Annotated in this window: 18 protein-coding genes; 14 read left to right on the top strand and 4 right to left on the bottom strand. The window is 68.1% G+C overall.

The window, feature by feature from the left end:
* Positions 1–102: 102 nt before the first annotated feature.
* The 5 genes from B4589_RS06305 to B4589_RS06325 all read left to right on the top strand — a co-directional run bounded on the left by B4589_RS06305 (position 103) and on the right by B4589_RS06325 (position 6139).
* Positions 103–1803 carry a Na+/H+ antiporter gene (locus B4589_RS06305; RefSeq protein ID WP_079233464.1) on the top strand — a complete coding sequence of 567 codons (1701 nt, stop codon included), beginning with the start codon at positions 103–105 and terminating at the stop codon, positions 1801–1803.
* A 164-nt stretch (positions 1804–1967) separates the two neighbouring features.
* Positions 1968–3101, top strand: coding sequence for a branched-chain amino acid ABC transporter permease (locus tag B4589_RS06310; RefSeq protein ID WP_079233465.1), 1134 nt, complete (start codon positions 1968–1970; stop codon positions 3099–3101).
* Entirely contained in the window at positions 3098–4456 is a 1359-nt protein-coding gene (locus tag B4589_RS06315; RefSeq protein WP_079233466.1) for a branched-chain amino acid ABC transporter permease, read from the top strand. The genes B4589_RS06310 and B4589_RS06315 overlap by 4 nt, the downstream gene beginning before the upstream one ends.
* On the top strand, positions 4449–5324 hold the full coding sequence (locus tag B4589_RS06320) for an ABC transporter ATP-binding protein (protein ID WP_079233467.1): 876 nt from the start codon (positions 4449–4451) through the stop codon (positions 5322–5324). Before B4589_RS06315 ends, B4589_RS06320 begins: the two co-directional genes overlap by 8 nt.
* On the top strand, positions 5321–6139 hold the full coding sequence (locus B4589_RS06325; RefSeq protein WP_079233468.1) for an ABC transporter ATP-binding protein: 819 nt from the start codon (positions 5321–5323) through the stop codon (positions 6137–6139). The genes B4589_RS06320 and B4589_RS06325 overlap by 4 nt, the downstream gene beginning before the upstream one ends.
* Before the next feature lie 48 nt (positions 6140–6187).
* On the opposite strand, the gene B4589_RS06330 is transcribed toward B4589_RS06325, so the two are convergent.
* The 3 genes from B4589_RS06330 to B4589_RS06340 form a co-directional block, all read right to left on the bottom strand.
* Positions 6188–7414, bottom strand: coding sequence for an ABC transporter substrate-binding protein (locus B4589_RS06330; protein ID WP_079233469.1), 1227 nt, complete (start codon positions 7412–7414; stop codon positions 6188–6190).
* Positions 7415–7491: 77 nt separating this feature from the next.
* A complete protein-coding gene (locus B4589_RS06335; RefSeq protein WP_079233470.1) occupies positions 7492–8646 on the bottom strand; it encodes an acyl-CoA dehydrogenase family protein in 1155 nt (384 codons plus the stop codon).
* Positions 8647–8731: 85 nt separating this feature from the next.
* Positions 8732–9907, bottom strand: coding sequence for an inorganic phosphate transporter (locus tag B4589_RS06340; protein ID WP_079233471.1), 1176 nt, complete (start codon positions 9905–9907; stop codon positions 8732–8734).
* A gap of 152 nt (positions 9908–10059) precedes the next feature.
* Between B4589_RS06340 and B4589_RS06345 the strand changes: the two genes are divergently transcribed.
* The 7 genes from B4589_RS06345 (at position 10060) to B4589_RS06375 (ending at position 14937) form a co-directional block, all read left to right on the top strand.
* Positions 10060–10782: a hypothetical protein gene (locus tag B4589_RS06345; RefSeq protein WP_079235186.1), complete on the top strand. Its 723-nt coding sequence runs from the start codon at positions 10060–10062 to the stop codon at positions 10780–10782.
* Between the two features lie 136 nt (positions 10783–10918).
* On the top strand, positions 10919–11290 hold the full coding sequence (locus tag B4589_RS06350) for an Hsp20/alpha crystallin family protein (RefSeq protein ID WP_079233472.1): 372 nt from the start codon (positions 10919–10921) through the stop codon (positions 11288–11290).
* A 102-nt stretch (positions 11291–11392) separates the two neighbouring features.
* Positions 11393–12043: a metal-dependent hydrolase gene (locus B4589_RS06355; protein ID WP_079233473.1), complete on the top strand. Its 651-nt coding sequence runs from the start codon at positions 11393–11395 to the stop codon at positions 12041–12043.
* Between the two features lie 48 nt (positions 12044–12091).
* Positions 12092–12679, top strand: coding sequence for a hypothetical protein (locus B4589_RS06360; RefSeq protein ID WP_079233474.1), 588 nt, complete (start codon positions 12092–12094; stop codon positions 12677–12679).
* Between the two features lie 114 nt (positions 12680–12793).
* Positions 12794–14137 carry an FAD-dependent oxidoreductase gene (locus B4589_RS06365; RefSeq protein WP_079233475.1) on the top strand — a complete coding sequence of 448 codons (1344 nt, stop codon included), beginning with the start codon at positions 12794–12796 and terminating at the stop codon, positions 14135–14137.
* Between the two features lie 54 nt (positions 14138–14191).
* Entirely contained in the window at positions 14192–14593 is a 402-nt protein-coding gene (locus B4589_RS06370) for a helix-turn-helix domain-containing protein (RefSeq protein WP_079233476.1), read from the top strand.
* Complete coding sequence (locus B4589_RS06375) at positions 14590–14937, top strand: hypothetical protein (RefSeq protein WP_079233477.1); 348 nt, start codon at positions 14590–14592, stop codon at positions 14935–14937. Before B4589_RS06370 ends, B4589_RS06375 begins: the two co-directional genes overlap by 4 nt.
* Before the next feature lie 3 nt (positions 14938–14940).
* Here B4589_RS06375 and B4589_RS06380 read toward each other — a convergent pair whose 3' ends face one another.
* Positions 14941–16629 (bottom strand): TrkA family potassium uptake protein, encoded by a 1689-nt coding sequence (locus B4589_RS06380; RefSeq protein WP_079233478.1) that lies wholly within the window; start codon positions 16627–16629, stop codon positions 14941–14943.
* Positions 16630–16896: 267 nt separating this feature from the next.
* Between B4589_RS06380 and sfnG the strand changes: the two genes are divergently transcribed.
* The gene (gene sfnG, locus B4589_RS06385) at positions 16897–18045 is read left to right on the top strand and encodes a dimethylsulfone monooxygenase SfnG (RefSeq protein ID WP_079233479.1); all 1149 of its coding nucleotides are present in this window, start codon (positions 16897–16899) and stop codon (positions 18043–18045) included.
* Positions 18038–18628, top strand: coding sequence for an NADPH-dependent FMN reductase (locus B4589_RS06390; RefSeq protein ID WP_079233480.1), 591 nt, complete (start codon positions 18038–18040; stop codon positions 18626–18628). Before sfnG ends, B4589_RS06390 begins: the two co-directional genes overlap by 8 nt.
* The last annotated feature ends 35 nt before the right edge of the window (positions 18629–18663 follow it).

Raw genomic sequence — 18663 nt, forward strand, 5'->3', positions numbered from 1 at the left:
GGGATGCCGACCCGGTCCGGCGTGAGCGATCCCGTTGTCCCTGCCTGACACGCACGATTCGGGTCCACAACCCCTTTCCGTCGGCTGAAAAGTTCCTCGCGTATGGCCGTCGGTATCGCCGCGCCGCTGATCGACCTGCTCTCGGTGTTCGTGCTCGCCGCCCTCGTCGGCGTCGTCGTCGCGAAGGTGGGTCGGTTCCCCTACACGATCGCGCTGCTGATCGCCGGCCTCGGCGCCTCCGTTCTCGGCGTGGAGCTCGGCGTCGAACTGTCCCACGACGTGATCCTGCTGGTGCTCCTCCCGCCGCTGCTGTTCGAGGGGGCGGCCACCACCGACCTCGAAGAGCTCCGGTCGAACCTCGCCCCGGTGCTCGCCCTGGCGGTGCCCGGCTTGCTGACCGCCACCGCCGTACTGGGCTGGGTCGGCCAGTACGCCTTCGGCTTCCCACTGCTGATCGCGGCGCTGTTCGCGGCGACGGTGCTCCCCACCGACCCCGTCTCGGTGCTCGCGCTGTTCGACGAGTTGGGCGCGCCCGACCGGCTGGCGACACTAGTCGAGGGGGAGAGTCTGATCAACGACGGCGTCGGCGTCGTGGTCTTCTCGGCCCTGCTCGCGCTGGTCCAGGAGACCGGCGGCGGCGGTGACGTGGCGTTCAGCCCCACGCTACTCGTCGAGTTGGGTCGGGGCATCTTCGTCAACAGCGTCGGCGGCGCGCTGGTCGGTCTGGCGACGGGGTATCTGGTCTACCGCGTGATGGCCGTCCTCGACGAGCACATGACCGAGGTCGTGCTCACGGTGGTGCTCACCTACGGGAGCTTCCTGCTCGCCGAGCACTACCTCGGCGTCTCGGGCGTCATCGCGACGGTCGTCGCGGGGCTGGTGATCGGCAACCCCGGCCGCGAACACGCGATGAGTTCGCGAACCAAGATCTCGGTGTTCAACACCTGGGCCACCGCGGCGTTCGTCGTCAACACGTTCGTCTTCGTCGCCATCGGCACCACCACCCCCGTCGGGGATCTGGTGGCCCACGCGGGGCTGATCCTGACGGCGATCCCGCTGGTGATCGGGGTCCGCGCTCTGGTGGTCTACCCGCTGACCGCCGCGGTCAACCGCTACCGGGACATATCGGTCCCCCTCGACTACCAGCACGTGATGGTCTGGGGCGGGCTCCACGGGTCGATCCCCATCGCGCTCGTGCTCGGGCTGCCCGCGACGCTGCCCGGCGGAGCGCCGTTCCCTTACCACTCGGAGCTGCGGGCGATGGTGTTCGGCGTCGCCGCCTTCAGCCTCGTCGTGCAGGGGCTGACGATGGAGAACCTGCTCCAGCGGCTGGGCGTGATCACCCGTCCCGACGCGGTGGAGCTCTACCAGCTCCTCGTCGGGCGGGCCCGTGCCGTCGACAGCGCGCTCGACGCCGCGGAGGAGCTCAACGACCGCGGCGAGCTCTCGCCCGGCGTGTACGAGGACCTCACCGACGAGTACGAGCGTGAGAAGGCGGCGCTCGACGACGCGCTCCGGGAGCTCCTCGACGACCACCCCGAACTCCGGGAGGAGCGGCTGCGTGCGGGCGAGCGCCGCATCCTCCGCCAGGAGAAAAGCGCCGTGATGGACGCCATTCAGAACGGGGTCGTCGCCAGCGACGTCGGCGAGCAGTTGGTCGAGGAGATCGACCTCAAGCTCGACCGGATCCGGTCGGGCGAGAGCACGGTCCGGGACGAGGGTGAGAGCTACGAGGAGTTCTGGCGCCAGCGAGCGGCCGAGTTCGGACTCGACACCCCCGAGCCCGACACCGATTCGGAGTGACCGCGACGAACCGTGCCCACCAGCGTTCGGCGTTCATCCACCGTCAGTAGGGGGTTGCGACGCAAAACGTTCCGTCCGGACGGCGTGTGTGGCCACGATCGCTCGACTTGACGCAGTGAATTTTTATATCCGTCCGGCGGAGAGGGTGATTGTGAACTTCACTCATGGCAGCTTCTGACGACAGCTCCCTCGGCCGAACGCTGGTCGAACGGCCCGCAGTGGCCGCCCTCGGGCTCGCGATCGGCTATCTCCTCGTGGATCTGGTCGCGAAGCTGGCCGGCGTCGAGTTCGGCCTCGCCGGCGTCCACCTGCTGGGCGGGTCGACCGCGTTCTCGCAGGTCGCCCGGTACGTGCTCGACGGGCTGATCGTCGGCCTCGTGATCGGGCTGGCGGGCGTCGGGCTCTCGATGACGTACAGCATCCTCAGCTTCGCGAACTTCGCCCACGGCGACTACATCACGACCGGCGCGTTCTCCGGCTGGTTCGCCGCGTACGTGGTCGCCTTCTTCACGCTCAACGTCGACATCCCGTTCGGCGAGGCGTTCCTCGTGACCGCGCCGTCGCTGGTCTCGGTGGTCAACGCCCCGCTGGCGGTGGTCGTCGGGCTCCTCGCCTCCGGTGCCATCACCGTCGGCGTGGTGCTCCTGCTCGACCGGATCGTCTACGAGCCGATGCGGGACAAGGGCGGGATCCCGCTGCTGATCGCGTCGATCGGCGTCGCGCTCGCGATGCGGTACGCGGTCGTGTTCGTGTTCGGGACCAGCACCCGCGGCGTGACCGAGACGGGGTCGATCCCCTCGCTCGACATCCCGATGATCGACGGCACCGTCCCGCTCAACGCCCACGAGGCGACGTTGATCGTCGCCGCGGTGTCGCTGATGTTCGGCGTCCACTTCCTGCTCCAGCGGACGAAACTCGGGAAGGCGATGCGCGCGATGGCCGACAACAAGGATCTCGCACAGGTCACGGGGATTCCCACCGAGCGCGTCGTGCGCACGACGTGGATCGTCGGCGGGGGGCTGGCGGGGATCGCCGGCTTCCTGATCGTGCTCGAACGCGGCACGCTCAACTACAACGTCGGCTGGCGGCTGCTGCTGCTGATCTTCTCGGGGGTCATCCTCGGCGGGATCGGCAGCGTCTACGGCGCCATCGGCGGCGGGATCATCATCGGCATCGCCTCGCGGCTCTCGCTGGTGTGGATCCCCTCGGACTTCGCCCGCGTCGTCGCGTTCGCGGTGATGATCCTCGTGCTGTTGTACCGACCGTCGGGGCTGTTCTCGGGGGTGAAAACCGCATGAGCGTCGCCGATCACGCGTGGGACGCCGTCCCGGCGTACTTCAAGGAGAACGATATCCGGTTGGTCGGCGGCCTGCTGCTCGGGACGCTCCTGTTCCACGGCGTGTTGGCCGGCTTCCTCGCCGCCGTCAACAACGCGTCGGTGGCAAACGCCGTCGCCAACTCCGTCAGCAACATCACGTTCCTGATCGCGGTGTACGCGCTGCTGGCGCTGGCGCTGAACCTCCACTGGGGGTACACCGGGCTGTTCAACATCGGCGTCGCGGGCTTTATGGCGGTCGGCGTGTACGCGATGTCGATCCTCGCGGCGTCGCCGACGGGGTCGCCGCCGGGGCTGGGGCTCCCGGTACCGATCGCGATCGTCGGCGCGCTGCTGATCACCGCGGTCGTCGGCGGGCTGGCGGCGCTGCCCGCGTTGCAGTTGGACGCCGACTACCTCGCGATCGTCACCGTCGGGCTCTCGGAGATCATCCGGCTGGTGCTCAACGCCAGCTACTTCGCCGGCACCGTCACCGATCCGGAGGCGACCAGCTACAACGTCGTCGACGTGTTCGGGATCCAGTTCGGCACCGGCGGGGGGCAGGGGATCTCCACACCGATCAACAGCCCGGCACGGATGATCTACGAGACCGAATCGGGGCTCACCGTCGTCGGCGAGGCGGTGTACGGGCTCGCGGACACGGTCGGCATCGGGACCAGCGTGGTCGTCGGTGGCACGTACGCGGCGGTACTGCTGCTCGTGTTCGTGACGGCGTACTACGTCCTCCTCAGCCGGATCGGGAACTCCCCGTTCGGCCGCGTGCTGAAGGCGATCCGCGAGGACGAGCTCGTGGCCCGCTCGCTGGGGAAGGACACCCGCCTGTTCAAGATCAAGGTGTTCATGGTCGGCTGCGCGCTGATGGGGCTGGGCGGCATCCTCTGGCAGGGCTCCTACGGGTTCGTCAACCCCAACACGTTCCGGCCGATCGTGACGTTCTACATCTTCACGGCGCTGATCGTCGGCGGCGCCGGCTCGAACACCGGCAGCGTCGTCGGCGGCGCCGTGTTCGCCGCGTTCCTGCTCGAGGGTCCCCGCCGGCTCGCGGGGCTCGTCGACGCCATCGCACAGCTCCTGTTCGGCTCGCTCCCCCGGCCCGGGAACTTCTACGAGGCGATGGTGACGCTCGACCCGCTCGCGTGGCTGGGGTACCTGATCGACAGCGTCGCCTACCTGAAGTTCATCCTCCTCGGCGCGGTGCTGGTCTACCTGATGCAGAACCGCTCCGACGGGCTGATGGGCCACCGCAGCGAGATCGCCGCCAGCGTCGATCTCAGCGACCGCTCGACCGGCGAGAACGGGGGTGAGAGCGATGAGTAACGCCGACGGGCCCGACCAGCCGGTCGACGCGACGCCGCCCGAAGAGCTCTCCGAGACGCAGGACAGCGAGGCCGAACGTGCGGCCCAGGAGACGCCGCCGTCGATCCCGCTGCGCGTCCAGAACCTCGAGAAGCGCTTCGGCGGGATCACCGCCGTCGACGGCGCCTCCTTCGAGGTGGAGGCGGGGTCGCTCACGGGGCTGATCGGCCCCAACGGCGCCGGGAAGTCGACGACGTTCAACTGTATCACCGGCGTCCACGAGCCCGACGGCGGCACCGTCTACTTCCAGGGCGAGGAGATCACCGGGCTCTCGCCGCCCGAGATCGCGAACCGCGGGCTGGTGCGGACGTTCCAGATCGCCCGCGAGCTCGAGGAGATGACGGTGCTCGAGAACATGATGCTCGCGCCGCCGGACCAGCTCGGCGAGAAGCTGGTCAACGCCGTGCTGCCCGGCCTGCGCGACGACGTGGTCGACCAGGAGATCGAACTTCGGGAGGCGGTCTGGGAGACCCTAGAGCTCTTCGAGATCGATCACCTCGCCGAGGAGGAGGCGGGGAACCTCTCGGGTGGCCAGCGCAAGCTGCTCGAGCTCGCCCGGGCGCTGATGGTCGACCCGGAGATGCTGCTGCTCGACGAGCCGTTCGCGGGCGTCAACCCGACGCTCGAGGAGAAGCTGCTCGACCGTATCCACCACCTGACCGAGCAGGGGTACACGTTCCTGCTCGTCGAACACGACATGGACCTGATCATGCAGAACTGCGAACACGTCATCGTCATGCACCAAGGGGAGGTTCTCGCGGAGGGGACGCCGGCGGAGATCAAAGACGACGACCGCGTCGTCGAGGCGTACCTGGGGGGTGAGGTATGAGCTCCGACGCCGACGGGCAGCAGGACGCGCCCGACGAGGGCCAGCCCGCGGACCCGGAGACGGACCGACAGGACGCGACGGTGAACGCCACCGAGTTCGTCACCAGCGAGGAGAGCCTGCTACAGGTGGGGTCGCTCGACGCCGGCTACGGCGACCTCCAGATCCTCGACAGCGTGGATCTGAACGTCGAGGCCGGCGAGTACGTCACGATCGTCGGCCCCAACGGCGCCGGGAAGTCGACGGTGATGAAGTCGATCTTCGGGCTGACGACGCTGATGGGCGGCACCGTCGAGTTCGACGGCACCGACATCACGGGGGAGAAACCCGAGGACGTCATCCACCTGGGGCTGGGGTACGTCCCCCAGTCGGACAACGTGTTCCCGACGCTGTCGGTGATGGAGAACCTCGAGATGGGGGCGTACATCCTCGACGAGGTGCCACAGGAGCGACTGGACGAGGTGTTCGAGCGGTTCCCGATCCTCGAGGAGCGCAAGGGCCAGAAGGCGGGGACGCTCTCGGGCGGCCAGCAGCAGATGCTCGCCATGGGGCGGGCGCTGATGCTCGACCCGGACCTGCTGCTGCTCGACGAGCCCTCGGCGGGGCTGGCGCCCGATCTCGTCGACGACATGTTCGACCGCATCGACCGGATCAACGAGGCCGGCACGGCGGTGCTGATGGTCGAGCAGAACGCCAAGGAGGCGCTGCGGCGCTGTGACCGCGGCTACGTGCTCGTGCAGGGGCAGAACCGCTTCATGGACGACGGCGACACCCTCCTGCACGACGAGCAGGTCCGACAGGAGTTCCTCGGCGGGTAGACCGCGGTCGTCCGCCAGTCGCGCTCGTCCGGAAAAGAGAGGGGTCGACTACCCGCCGAACGCGACCTCGTCCACCTCGGTGAAGTCCCGGTCTTGCACCTCGTAGATCCCGTAGGAGACGGCGCTCATGTCACCGTTGTCGTCGAAGTTGACCGACGACGACGCACCCTGGTAGTTGATGTCGTCGCCCGCCGCGGCGGTCTCGACGGCCTCGACGAGCTCGCCCGGGCCGAACTCCTCGCCCTCGGGGTTGCCCGCGCGGCGCATGTTGTCCCGGACGGCCGGGCCGGAGTTCTCCCCGGCGTACACGTTCGCGAGGAAGCAGACCGCCGTCGCGTCGTAGGCGTGGGCGTTGAACACGCCCGGTTCGCGGTCGTACTCCTCCATGTACATCTCGTCGAACGACTCCCGGCCGGGGCCGGACGCCTTCGGTCCCGTCCCCGTGACGTTCGCCATGTCGTTGTCGACCTCGTCGGGGAGCTCGTTGTCGAGCAGCCCGTCGGTGACGACGATATCCTCGCCGGTGTCGTAGTCGCTGTAGTAGTCACGGAACAGCTGGATCCCCGACGCCGGGTAGCCGATCACGAGGAGCATCTCGGGCTCGCCTTCGAGCGCGGACTCGAGCTGTGAGCTGTAGGAGTTCTGCTCCTGCTCGAAGGAGACTTGATTGGAGACGCTGCCGCCGTGCTCGCTCTCGAACGTGCTGGTGAACGACTCGGAGAGCGCCTGCCCGTAGTCGTTGTTGACGTACATCGTCGCCGCCGTGGTGTTGCCGAGCTCCTCGGCGCCGACCTGCGCGATGACCTGCCCCTGCAGCGCGTCGGAGGGGCACGTCCGGAAGTAGAAGTCGTCGTCGTCGAGGTCGGTGATCGCCGGCGACGTCGAGGCGGGCGAGCAGCCGACCGTCTCGTTCGGGATGAGCACCTGCTGGGTCACCTGCATCGTGACCCCGGACGACGCCGCCCCCGTGACCGCCGGGAACCCGTTGTTGACCAGCGACTCCGCGCCGGAGATGCCCGCCTGTGCGTTCGTCTCGGTGTCCTCCTCCTGGATGTCGAACGTGAACTCCGTCTCGCCCTCGAGCTCCGTTGCGGGGAGGATCCCCCCGTCCCGGATCGGTCCGCCCAGGTTCGCGAGGTCACCCGTCAGCGGCAGGAGCACGCCCTGCTGGATCGTCCGACTCCCGCCGCCACCACCCAGACAGCCCGTGACACCGACCACGCCGGCCGCGCCGACGCCCTTCAACATGTCGCGCCGTGTTACTTTTCGTACCATAGCGGACGTGTGTTCTATGTTCTCCCTTATAAATGTGTGTCAACATCAGGCACGAATGCGGCGTTCGCGTCGCCGATTCAGCGCCCCTCGTCGAGCAGCTCCCGCGCGACGATGTTCTTCTGGATCTCGGTGGTCCCCTCGTAGATCTGAGTGATCTTCGCGTCGCGGTAGAGCCGTTCGACGTCGAAATCGTCGACGAAGCCCGCGCCGCCGTGGATCTGGACCGCCTCGTCGGCGGCGTCGGTCGCCACGTCGGAGGCGAACTCCTTGGCCATCGAGGCGAGCAGCGTGAGTTCGTCCGCGGCGTTGTCGACGCTCCAGGCCGACTTGTACGTCAGCTGGCGGGCGGCCTCGGTCCGGGTGTGCATCTCCGAGAGCTTGTGCCGGATCGCCTGGAACTCCGAGATTGGGCGGCCGAACTGCTCGCGCTCCTCCGCGTAGGAGAGCGCGCGCTCGGCGGCCCCCTTCGCGATCCCGACGGCCTGTGCCGCGACCATGGTGCGGGTTTCGTCGAAGAACTGCATCAGCTGGGGGAACCCCATCCCGCGCTGGCCGACGAGGTTCTCCTCGGGGACGCGCACGTCGTCGAACCGCAGTTCGGCGGTGTCGCTCGCGCGGATCCCGAGCTTCCCGGTGATCTTCTCGCTCTCGAACCCGTCGCGGTCGCGCTCGACGAGGATCTGGGAGAACCCCGTGTAGCGGTCGCCCACGTCGGGGTCGGTCTCGCACATCACGACGAAGTAGTCGCCGACGGAGCCGTTGGTGATCCACATCTTCGAGCCGTTCAGCACCCACTCGTCACCGTCCTTCTCGGCCTGCGTGGACAGCGAACTCACGTCGGAGCCGGCGTGGGGCTCGCTGATCGCCGCGCCCATCACCGCCTCGCCCTCCGCGATCGGCGGGAGGTACTCCTCCTTCTGTTCCTCCGTGCCGAACTCCATGATCGCCTCGGCGCCGAAACCGGCGCTGGTGACACAGAGCCCGATCCCGGGGTCGACCGCGAACAGCTCCTCGGTGACCAGCGCCATCTCCAGCGTCGAGTAGCCGACGCCGCCGTACTCCATCGGGAAGTGGGCGCCCGTCAGCCCCATGTCGGCGGCTTTCTCGACGATCTCGGCGGGGTACTTCTCCTCGCGGTCGTACTCGCCCGCGACGGGTTCGATCTCGTTCTCGGCGAACCGGCGCACCTCCTCGCGGAGCTGCTCCTGCTCCTGGGTCAGTCCGAACTCCATGCGCTACCCAACGAGAAACACGTGAAGAATTTTTCGGCGAACGGGACCGGTAGCGCGGCGTCGCCGGTCCGACCGACGCCGTGGCTTACCAGAAAAAGCGGAACAGGATCACGAACGTCACGTACGCCCCGACGGTCGACAGCACGGGCACGACGTTCTGCATGATCAGCACCCTGCCCGTCGTGGCGGGGTCGAACAGGTCCGAGGCGGCGGGGATGTCCTCCGGCTCCTCCTCGCCGATCGCGGGGACTTCCTCCCCCGGTTCCTCGGCGGCCAGCGCGCCGACGGAGACCTTGGTTTCCTCCTCGCCGCGGACGCCGCCGGAGACCGTCGACGTCCGCGTCGCGCGCCCCCAGCCCAGGCCGACGATCGAAGTGGTCGCGATGATCACGAACGAGGCGGGGATCCCGATCGCCGAGAGCCCGATCACGATCGTCGAGGAGACGATCGCGACGACGATCGCGGCCGTCAGCGGCAGGTCGGTGATGTCGTTGCCCAGCGTGTCGAGCGTGCGGCGGGCGATCGTAAAGGCGCCGACGGCGACCGCGCCACAGCCCAGCAGGATCATCATGTTCATGTCGACCCCGGCGCCGACCAGCGGCGCGATCGCGTTCGCGATGTTCGACGTGCCCGAGGAGAAGGCCATCAGACAGCCGATCAGGACGACGACGATCCCGCCGGCCATCTCGCGGCGGGTGGTGTTCGGTCCGGGGACCGGCCGCGGAACCGTGCCGGAGCGATCGAGCTCCATCAGCGCCCCCTCGCTGCTGTCGATCGCGACCCAGCGGTTGATCCGCGGGTAGAGGTAGCGGCCGATCATCCCCGACACCCAGAAGCCGACGATCGGCGCGACGACCCACCAGACCGCGATCTCGCCCATCACCGCCCAGTCGAGTTCGCCCGTCGCGACGCCCAGCCCCGCGATCGAGCCAACGGCGGTCATCGACGTGGACGCAGGGACGCCGAAGTAGTTGCCGATGAACAGCGCGCCGCCGACGAAAAAGAGGACGACGATGCTCGACTCGATCGTGAACACTGCGGGGCTGGTGATGAGCTCCTCGCCCAGCTTGTCCACAACCCGTCGGCCGATCGTCCACGCGCCGACGAAGAAGAAGACGGCCATCAGCGCGGCAGCGCCGATTTTGGAGATGGCGTCGGAGCCGACCGCCGGGCCAAAGGCCGGCCCGGTCGTCGACCCACCGATGTTGAACCCGACGAACAGCGCGACAACGATCCCGACGAGGAGAAGAAATTCAACCATACCGAAAGAAACGGTGCGGCGCTCTTAAGCAGTCGGACTGGGGGCGAGTAATCGGCGACTACTGTCGGTTCGGGGTATCGGGGGGTATACCCGTCTGGAACTCGGTGCATAGATATGCACCAGAACCGACAGCGTTCGCGGAGGTGTCCCGCGTGAAACCGGCCCGCGTCGACGCGGTCGTCGATATCGCGTACGGGCTGACGATCTTCGTGGCGATCGTGTTGATCCTCGAGCTCGGCACGCAGGTCGGGGTCGCGTTCGGCCTCGGGGTGTTGCTCTCCTACATCATCCACATCGCCTGGAAGATGGCGCGGTTCGACCCCGACTGGATGACCCAGGAGGTCGCCGAGCAGGTCGAGGAGACGGTCAGCGAGGAGGTGACCGAGACCGTCAGCGACACCGTGAGCCAGGAGGTCGAGGAGACCGTCAGCAAGGAGGTCGATCAGGTAACCGAGACGGTCAGCGAGGAGGTGACCGCGGAGGTCTCCGAGACCGTCAGCGACACCGTGAGCGAGGAGGTGTCCGAGAAGGTCAGCGAGGAAGTGACCGAGGAAGTCACCCAGAAGGTGAGCGAGGAGGTCGAGGAGACCGTCAGCAAGGAGGTCGACGAGGTCGCCGACAAGGTCAGCGAGGAGGTCAGCGAGGAAGTCTCCGAAAAAGTGAGCGAGGAGGTCGAGGAGACCGTCAGCAAGGAGGTCGACGAGGTCGCCGACAAAGTCACGGAAGAAGTCTCCGAGCAGGTCGCCGGGGCCGTCGAGGGGGCCGACGCCGACGAAGAAGCCGACGGCGAGAAGGTGGCCGACGAGGACGCCGACGGCGAAGAGTCGGACGAGGCGGAGTCGGACGACGAGCACGATCCGGAGGACAGGAAGTGACCCCGTAGCCCGCATTATCCGGGTCGTTTGACTCCAACGGACCGTTTTCTCTTTTCGACACGTTCGTCTCGGACATGATCGATAATCTTCATTACGATCCGTGCACAACACGCCGATGCAGTCGAGGTGATCAGCCATGCCGCTACCAGAGAACCTGACCAGTTCCTGGACACAAGGCCTCGATCTCCCGAGCAAGCTGTTCGAGTCCGGACGTAACGACTACGAACTGTTCGAGGAGGACGGTGAGTTCGTGCTCACCGTCGAGATGCCCGGGTTCGACCCCGAGAGCATCGCCGTCACCTGGGAGGAGGGTGTCCTGAACGTCGCCGCGGAGCACGAGGACACCCAGCGCGGCCGACGGCGCACCTACCACCGTCGGTTCCGCTTCCCCAAGACGATCGACGACGAGTCGATCGAAGCCGAGTACAACAACGGGATGCTCGAAATCCGTCTGCCCATCGAGGCGGACGAAACCGTCACCGGCACCGAAATCGAGGTCAAAGCCTAACTGGCCCACCTCGATCACTGCGCACCGTCTCGCGAACCGTCTTTTTCGCGGGCAGCGGTCGACGACACGTTCTTTACGTTCTGACCGATATGGAGCAACACGATGATGCTCCCGACCCACGCGCTGTTGGGGATGCTGCTCGCGCTCCCCGTCGCCGTGCTCGCGCCCGAGCACGCCAGCGTAGCGCTCGCGGCGGGGCTCGTCGGCGGGATCCTGCCGGATCTGGATCTCTACGCCGGCCACCGGAAGACGCTCCACTACCCCGTGGGGTACAGCCTGCTCGCCGGCGTCGCCACGCTGGCGGCGGTCGTCTCCCCGTCGCCGGCGACGGTCGGCGCGGTGGTGCTGTTCGCCGCCGCCGCGAGCCACAGCCTCGTCGACGTGCTCGGCGGCGGGCTGGAGCTCCGGCCGTGGGAGGCGAGCGACGAGCGCGCCGTCTACGACCACTACCGCGGGCGCTGGATCGCCCCCCGACGCTGGGTGCGCTATGACGGCGCCCCCGAGGACCTGCTGCTCTCGGTCGGTCTCGCCCTCCCACTCTGGCTCCACGTCGCCCCGCCGTTCCGGCGTGTCGTCGCGGCGTCGATCGTCGTCGCCGTCACCTACGCCGCCACACGCCGTGCCCTCCCACGGGTCGCGCGGGCGCTCGTGACGGAGGTGCTCCCGGGACGCGTGCCGGCGTCGCTGCTGGCGCGGCTGCCCGAACGGTACGTCGAAGACGCCGGCCGCGACGGTTCCCGAGGGGGCGTGTAAGCGTCCAGAAACTACTTCCGGCTGGTGTCTCCCCTCTCCAGTAGAGCCATGAACGCGCTGCTCGTCGTCGCCGCCGTCGTCGGGGCTGCACTTGTCGGCGCGCTCGCCGTCGGCTACCGCCGAGGGAACACGCCGGCGGTCGTCAACACCGCCGCGGTGCTCTGTCTCACGCTCCTCCCGCCGGCGGCCGGCTGGCTGTTCGGCGACGGGCCGGCGACGGCGGGGCTCCCCAGCCTCACGTTCGCGACCGCCGTCGCGGGGTTTCTCCACGCGCTGGGGATGCTCGGGCGCTACGAGTCGGTCGGGTGGTGGGACCATCTCACCCACACGATCTCGGCCGCGCTGCTCGCCGCGCTGCTGTACGCCGGCCTGCTCGTCCTCGCTCCCTCCATCGCCGCCGCGGGCGCGCTGCTCGGGACGCTCGCGCTGGGCGTCCTCTGGGAGGTCGGGGAGCTGATCGCCCGCGAGGTCGCGGAGCGCTACGACATCGAGCCGGTGCTCGTCCACTACGGCCGGCGCGACACCGCACTCGATCTGGTGTTCGACGCGGTCGGCGCGGGGCTGGTCGTCGTGCTCGACCTGCGGCTCTTCCACCCCGTGGCGGAGTGGGCCGTGCGAGCGTCCGGAATCGCCTGAGTCGGCCGAACACGCCGCCCACAGGCGTCGACAGCGCGTTCGTCGATCGTCGAACTCGGCGACGAAAGAACGCCCGTTATCAATGGGGAGCCCGAGCGTGCGAGTAACGCCTACATGTCCGAACAGTACGACCTCGTTATCGTCGGCGGCGGCATCAGCGGCGCGTCGCTGCTCTACACGACCGCGAAGTTCACCGACGTCGACTCGATCGCGCTGATCGAGAAGGAGTCACAGATCGGCGCGATCAACACGCACCACACCAACAACTCCCAGACGCTCCACTTCGGCGACATCGAGACCAACTACACCCTCGAGAAGGCCGAGGAGGTCAAGGAGGGCGCCGAACTGCTCGCGGGCTATCTGGAGAACCACGACCCCGACCGCGAGATGCACGCAAAGCGCAGCAAGATGGTGCTCGGCGTCGGCCGCGAGGAAGTCGAGAGCCTCGAACAGCGCTACGAGGCCGAGGGGTTCGGCGAGCTGTTCCCGAAGCTCCAGCCCATCGGTCGCGAGGAGATCGCCGAACTCGAACCCAAAGTCGTCGAGGGGCGGGACCCCGACACCGAGATGCTCGCGCTCCAGACGCCCGACGGCTACGTCGTCGACTACGGCGCGACCGCCAAGTCGTTCGTCGACGCCGTCGCGGACGAGACGAGCGTCGACGTGTTCACGGACACGGAAGTCACGGAGATCACGCCCAAGCCCGATAGCCACACGATCGAGACGGCCGGCGCCGGCACGTTCGACGCCGACGCGACCGTCGTCGCCGCGGGCTCACACAGCCTCCAGGTCGCCCAGGAGCTGGGGTACGGCCAGAACAAGGCGCTGCTACCGGTCGCGGGCAGCTTCTTCCTCGCGGACGACCTGCTGAACGGGAAGGTGTACACGCTCCAGATGAAGAAGCTCCCCTTCGCCGCGATCCACGGCGACGCCGACGTCCACGACGGGAGCATCACCCGCTTCGGCCCGACCGCCAAGCTGGTGCCGACGCTCGAGCGCGGCCGCATCTCCACGGTGGGTGACTTCCTCGACGTGTTCGGGCTCAACGCCGCCTCGTTCATGAGCTACGCCAACATCCTCGCCGACCGCACCCTGCTCCCGTACGTGCTGCGGAACCTCGTCTACGACGTGCCGGAGGTCGGCCCCCGGCAGTTCCTCCCGCACGTCCAGAAGGTCGTCCCCAGCGTCGAACTCGAGGACATCGAACGGGCGGAGGGGTACGGCGGCGTCCGTCCCCAGATCGTCGACACCGAGAAGAAGTCCCTGGACATGGGCGAGGCCAAGATCGTCGGCAACGACGTGATCTTCAACGTCACGCCCTCGCCGGGCGCCTCGACCTGCCTGAAGAACGCGATGCGGGACACCCACACGATCGTCGAGTTCCTCGACGGGGAGTACGAGTTCGACGAGGAGGCGTTCCGCGAGGACACGATCGGGGAGTTCCCGCGAGCGGAGTAGCGGATACAGAAATACAGGCATACATTCATACACTCGCGGTCCGTACGGCCAACTGTGCCGATCAGTATCGACGAGTTCGACGAGGACGACGGCGCCCGTGACGGGACGAACGGGGAGCGTGTCGTCCGCTTTCTCGCTCGGAACCGTGACCAGGCGTACCGGGCGAGCGAGATCGCCGAGGCGACGGGCGTCGACCAGAACTCCATCCACCCGGTGTTGAACCGGCTCAAGTCGCGGGGACTCGTCCGCCACCGCCAGCCGTACTGGGCCGCCGATCCCGAAGCGATCAGGGACGCCGCGGCGTTTCACTCCACGACGGCGTTCCTCGACGAGGAGTACGGTCCGGAGAGCCGTGAGGAGTGGTTGGCCGCGGGCGAGGACGACGGCTCGCCGGCACAGGGAGGCGGCGAGGACGACGGCTCGTCGACAAAGAGAGCCGACGAGGACGACGCGTGACGGCACCCGCGTTCGACGACCTCGAACGGGGACACGTCGTCCTCGCGCCCGACCCGTTCAAAACCGACGACGACGCGACCCGACCGTGGGTGATCGTCAACTCCGAGCGACACCCGTTCGACGGGGAGCAGTACGTCGCGATGGGGATGACGACTCGAACGTGGTACGAGCACCGAGTCCCGTTCGACCCGGGCGATTTCCGCCACCGGAGCGCACCGCGTGACAGTTCGATCCTCCCCCACGCAGTCACCTCGCCGACGCCGAACCTGCTGACCGACTACGTCTGCCGGGTCCGCGACGAACCGCTCGACCGCGCCGTCGAACAGCTCCGGTCCTACCTCTAGCCGCTACCGCAGATCGCCGTTGCCCGCCGGCGTCACGTCGTACCGCTTCAGGAACTGCTGGACCGCCTCGTCGGTGCCGACGAGCGTGAGCTCCTCGTTCCCCGACAGCTCCTGCTGAGGGTCGACGACCGTCGTCTCCCCGTCCTCGCTCTCGACGGCGACGACGCGACAGCCAGTGTTCTCCGCGATCCCGGACTCGGCGATCGTCGAACCGGCGAAGGGGGTCGCGGGCACGCGGATCAGCCGGATCTGCCCGCCGGGGTCGAGGATATCCTCGCCGCGGAGCTCCTTCGCGATCATGCGCGCGCTGACCCGCGGCACCGAGAGCACGTAGTCCGCGCCCGCAGAGAGCGCCTTCCCGGTCGCGTCGGCGGCGCTGACGCGGATCAGGATCTCGACGTCGGGGTTCATCTCCTGGGCGAGTACCGCTGCCAGCAACGCTTTCGAGTCGTCCGGCAGGCCGACGACCACCGCGTCGGCGTCGGAGACGCCCGCCTCCCGGAGCGTCTCCCGCGTGCTCGCGTCGCCGACCACGTCCACCCCGTCGCGCTCGACCCTGTCGATCGTGACGGTGTCGATCTCGGCCTCCCGGATCGTCTCCTGGGCTGCCTCTCCCACCTCGCCGAAGCCGGCGATCACGATACGGTCGTGCTGGCGGAACGTCCGCGCCCGCCGGGTGTACTCGCTCAGCTTCTCGAGGCTCTCCGGCCGACCCGAGACCAGCAGGACGGTGTTGTCCCGGATCACCGCCCCGGGGTCGGGCGGCAGCTGGAGTTCGCCGTCGATCCACGCACCGATGATGTTGGCGCCGGTCTCCTCGCGCACCTCCGAGTCGCGGATACGCTTACCGACCAGCGGGCTGCCGTGGGCGACCGGCACCTCCGCCACCTCGATGTCGCCGCCGAGTTCGACCGTGTCACGGATCTCGGCGGTGAACGACTCGACGGCCTTCTCCGCGAGCCGGTGGCCGAGCACGCCGTGGGGCGAGAGCACCGTATCGGCGCCAGTCGAGCGCAGCACGTCCGCCATGTCGCTGTCGTCGGTCAGCGCGATCAGGTCGATATCCTCCCGGAGCGAGCGCACCGTCAGGATCGTGTTGACGTTGGCGTCGTCGGCGTCGGTGATCACCGCCCGCGCGTCGCCGATGCTCGCCCGCTCGAACGCCTCGGCGTCCTGTGGCGAGCCGTGGATCACGGCGTAGCCGTCGTCGGCCAGGTCCTTCGCGTTCTCCTCGTCGGAGGAGAGCAGCACGTAGTCGATGTCGAGCTCCCGGAGCTCGTCCAGCAGAACGGCGGAGTCACGGCTGTACTCACAGATGATCACGTGATCCTTCTTGGGTGAGAGCCGGCTATCGAGGTCGACCTCCGCCTCGTTGAACAGCGGGATCACCACCAGCCGGAGCGTGAAGAAGCCGACCGCGATGCCGCCCAACTGGATGAGCACCATGAAGACGTTCATCAGCGGGTGGTCCCACGGCGAGTCGGCGCCGTACCCCGTGGTCGTCATCGTCTCGACGACCGTCGTCAACGCGTTGAAGATCGTGTACTCCGCGCCCTCGCCCTCCAGCGTGCGCATCCCGTAGAAGTAGACGACCGTGATGAACAGGACCATCGCCACCAGCCCCACGATGTAGTAGGCTACCAGTCGATGGCGACGGGAGAGGTCGGAGATCGAGTCCGGGAGCGAGACCATTCGTTGCCGAATCACGGCCGCGTGGCGGCAAAAGCGTTGCCGGTGGACGAACAGACGGCCACCGAGGTGCCGGCAATATCTACCGCGACGGGCAACGGCCGGCTCGCGAGCCGAACGCACCGCCTCCGCCGCCGAGATGGCGTCATCGTCGGTCTCAGCCGCTCGTCCGCGTCGGTCGCGACGGATGTGGCGAGTCACCGCGTCCCGGAAAGCCCTCGCGTTCGCCCGGACCCCCTCGTTCTTGCCCAACGGCCCGGAAGCGAGCGTATGGACACCGAGTTCGCCTACTGGATCCCCAACGTCAGCGGGGGGCTGGTGACGACCGACTGGCCGATGGACACCGACTGGAGCTACGAGTACAACCGCGATCTGGCCCGCACCGCCGAGTCGGTCGGGTTCGACTACGGGCTCGCACAGGCCCGCTTCTTCGGGAGCTACGGCGCGAACAAGCAACTGGAGGCGCTGTCGGTCGCCAACGCGCTGGCCGCCGAAACCGAGGAGCTCCACCTGATCGGCGCCGTCCACCCGGGGCTCTGGGAGCCCGGCCCGGTCGCGAACTTCGTCGCCACCGCCGACCGCATCAGCGACGGGCGCTTCTCGCTCAACGTCGTCAGCGGCTGGTTCAAAGACGAGTACACCGGGTTCGGGAAGCAGTGGCTCGACCACGACGAGCGCTACGCCCGCAGCGAAGAGTTCCTGCAGGTGCTGAAAGGGCTCTGGACGGAGGGCCCCTTCGAGTTCGACGGCCGGTTCTACCAGTACGGCCACGACGTGAACGGGTTCGACGGCGTGCCGAGCAAACCCCTGCCGAAACAGGAGCCGTACCCGCGGCTGTTCCAGGGCGGTAACTCGCAGGCGGCCCGGAAGATGGCCGCCAGACACTCGGACGTGCTGTTCATGAACGGCGGCAGCCTCGACGAGCTCGAAGCGATCGTCGAGGACGTGGAGGGGTACGCCGAGGCGTTCGGCACCGAACCGCCCGAGTTCGCGGCCAACGCGTTCGTGATCGAACGCGAGACCGAGCGAGCAGCCGAGCAGGAACTGGAGAACATCATCGAGCACGCCACCGACGACGCCGTCGAGGCGTTCAAAGAGCAGGTCGAACACGCCGGCCAGGACTCCCCCGAGGGCGAGGGGATGTGGGCCGACTCCGACCTGAGCGACCTCGTCCAGTACAACGACGGGTTCAAGACCGGGCTCATCGGCACCGAAGACCAGATCGTCGAGCGCATCCGGAAGCTCGACGCCATCGGTGTCGACATCGTGCTGACGGGGTTCCTCCACTACGACGAGGAACTCGAACGCTTCGGCGAGGAGATCATCCCCGCCGTCCGCGAGGCCGACCCGATCGAGGGCGAGGTCGACACCGACGAGGGGACCAAACGCGTCGCCGGCGCGGAGGTGGCCGGTGAGTAGCGTGCGCCTGCTCGGCATCGCCGGCAGCCAGTCGGCGGACTCCAAGACCCGCGCGGCGGTCGAGGCCGCGCTCGACGGGACCGACGAGGCGGTCGAGACGGACGTGCTCCACCTCGGCGAGTACGACCTCGCGACCGCCGACGGCCGCGGCATCGACGCCTACGAGGGCGACACCGCCGCGGCGCTCGGAAAGATCGTCGACGCGGACGCCTACGTGGTGGGAACGCCCGTCTACCGCGCCAGCTACCCGGGGCCGTTGAAGAACCTCCTCGACATGGTCCCTCGCGGTCAGTGGCAGGGCGACGTGGCCCCCCTCGAAGGCGCCGCCGTGGGGCTGGTCGCGACGGGCGCGACACGCAGCCACTACCTCGCGATCGACGAACAGCTCCGCCCGTTGTTCGCCTTCTTCGGCGCGCACACCGTCGGCAGCGGCGTGTACGCCGACAGCGAAGCGTTCGCGGACGGCGCTGTCGCCGACGACGAGATCCGGGCGCGACTGAGCCTGCTCGGCCGGGCGACCGTCGAGTTGGCGGAAGCGATCGAGTCGGGGTCGGCGCTTTCGGCGCTCGAGCCGCAGGTGTGACGGCGCCGCCTCGCGGCGTTTAACTCCGCCCACCC

Origin of the sequence: Halolamina sp. CBA1230 (genome assembly GCF_002025255.2) — an archaeon.
Taxonomy (GTDB): Archaea; Halobacteriota; Halobacteria; order Halobacteriales; family Haloferacaceae; genus Halolamina.

Coding starts and splice junctions, on each gene's coding strand:
- B4589_RS06305 (WP_079233464.1), top strand. CDS start 103: ATGGCCGTCGGTATCGCCGCGCCGCTGATCGACCTGCTCTCGGTGTTC.
- B4589_RS06310 (WP_079233465.1), top strand. CDS start 1,968: ATGGCAGCTTCTGACGACAGCTCCCTCGGCCGAACGCTGGTCGAACGG.
- B4589_RS06315 (WP_079233466.1), top strand. CDS start 3,098: ATGAGCGTCGCCGATCACGCGTGGGACGCCGTCCCGGCGTACTTCAAG.
- B4589_RS06320 (WP_079233467.1), top strand. CDS start 4,449: ATGAGTAACGCCGACGGGCCCGACCAGCCGGTCGACGCGACGCCGCCC.
- B4589_RS06325 (WP_079233468.1), top strand. CDS start 5,321: ATGAGCTCCGACGCCGACGGGCAGCAGGACGCGCCCGACGAGGGCCAG.
- B4589_RS06330 (WP_079233469.1), bottom strand. CDS start 7,414: ATGGTACGAAAAGTAACACGGCGCGACATGTTGAAGGGCGTCGGCGCG.
- B4589_RS06335 (WP_079233470.1), bottom strand. CDS start 8,646: ATGGAGTTCGGACTGACCCAGGAGCAGGAGCAGCTCCGCGAGGAGGTG.
- B4589_RS06340 (WP_079233471.1), bottom strand. CDS start 9,907: ATGGTTGAATTTCTTCTCCTCGTCGGGATCGTTGTCGCGCTGTTCGTC.
- B4589_RS06350 (WP_079233472.1), top strand. CDS start 10,919: ATGCCGCTACCAGAGAACCTGACCAGTTCCTGGACACAAGGCCTCGAT.
- B4589_RS06355 (WP_079233473.1), top strand. CDS start 11,393: ATGATGCTCCCGACCCACGCGCTGTTGGGGATGCTGCTCGCGCTCCCC.
- B4589_RS06360 (WP_079233474.1), top strand. CDS start 12,092: ATGAACGCGCTGCTCGTCGTCGCCGCCGTCGTCGGGGCTGCACTTGTC.
- B4589_RS06365 (WP_079233475.1), top strand. CDS start 12,794: ATGTCCGAACAGTACGACCTCGTTATCGTCGGCGGCGGCATCAGCGGC.
- B4589_RS06380 (WP_079233478.1), bottom strand. CDS start 16,629: ATGGTCTCGCTCCCGGACTCGATCTCCGACCTCTCCCGTCGCCATCGA.
- sfnG (WP_079233479.1), top strand. CDS start 16,897: ATGGACACCGAGTTCGCCTACTGGATCCCCAACGTCAGCGGGGGGCTG.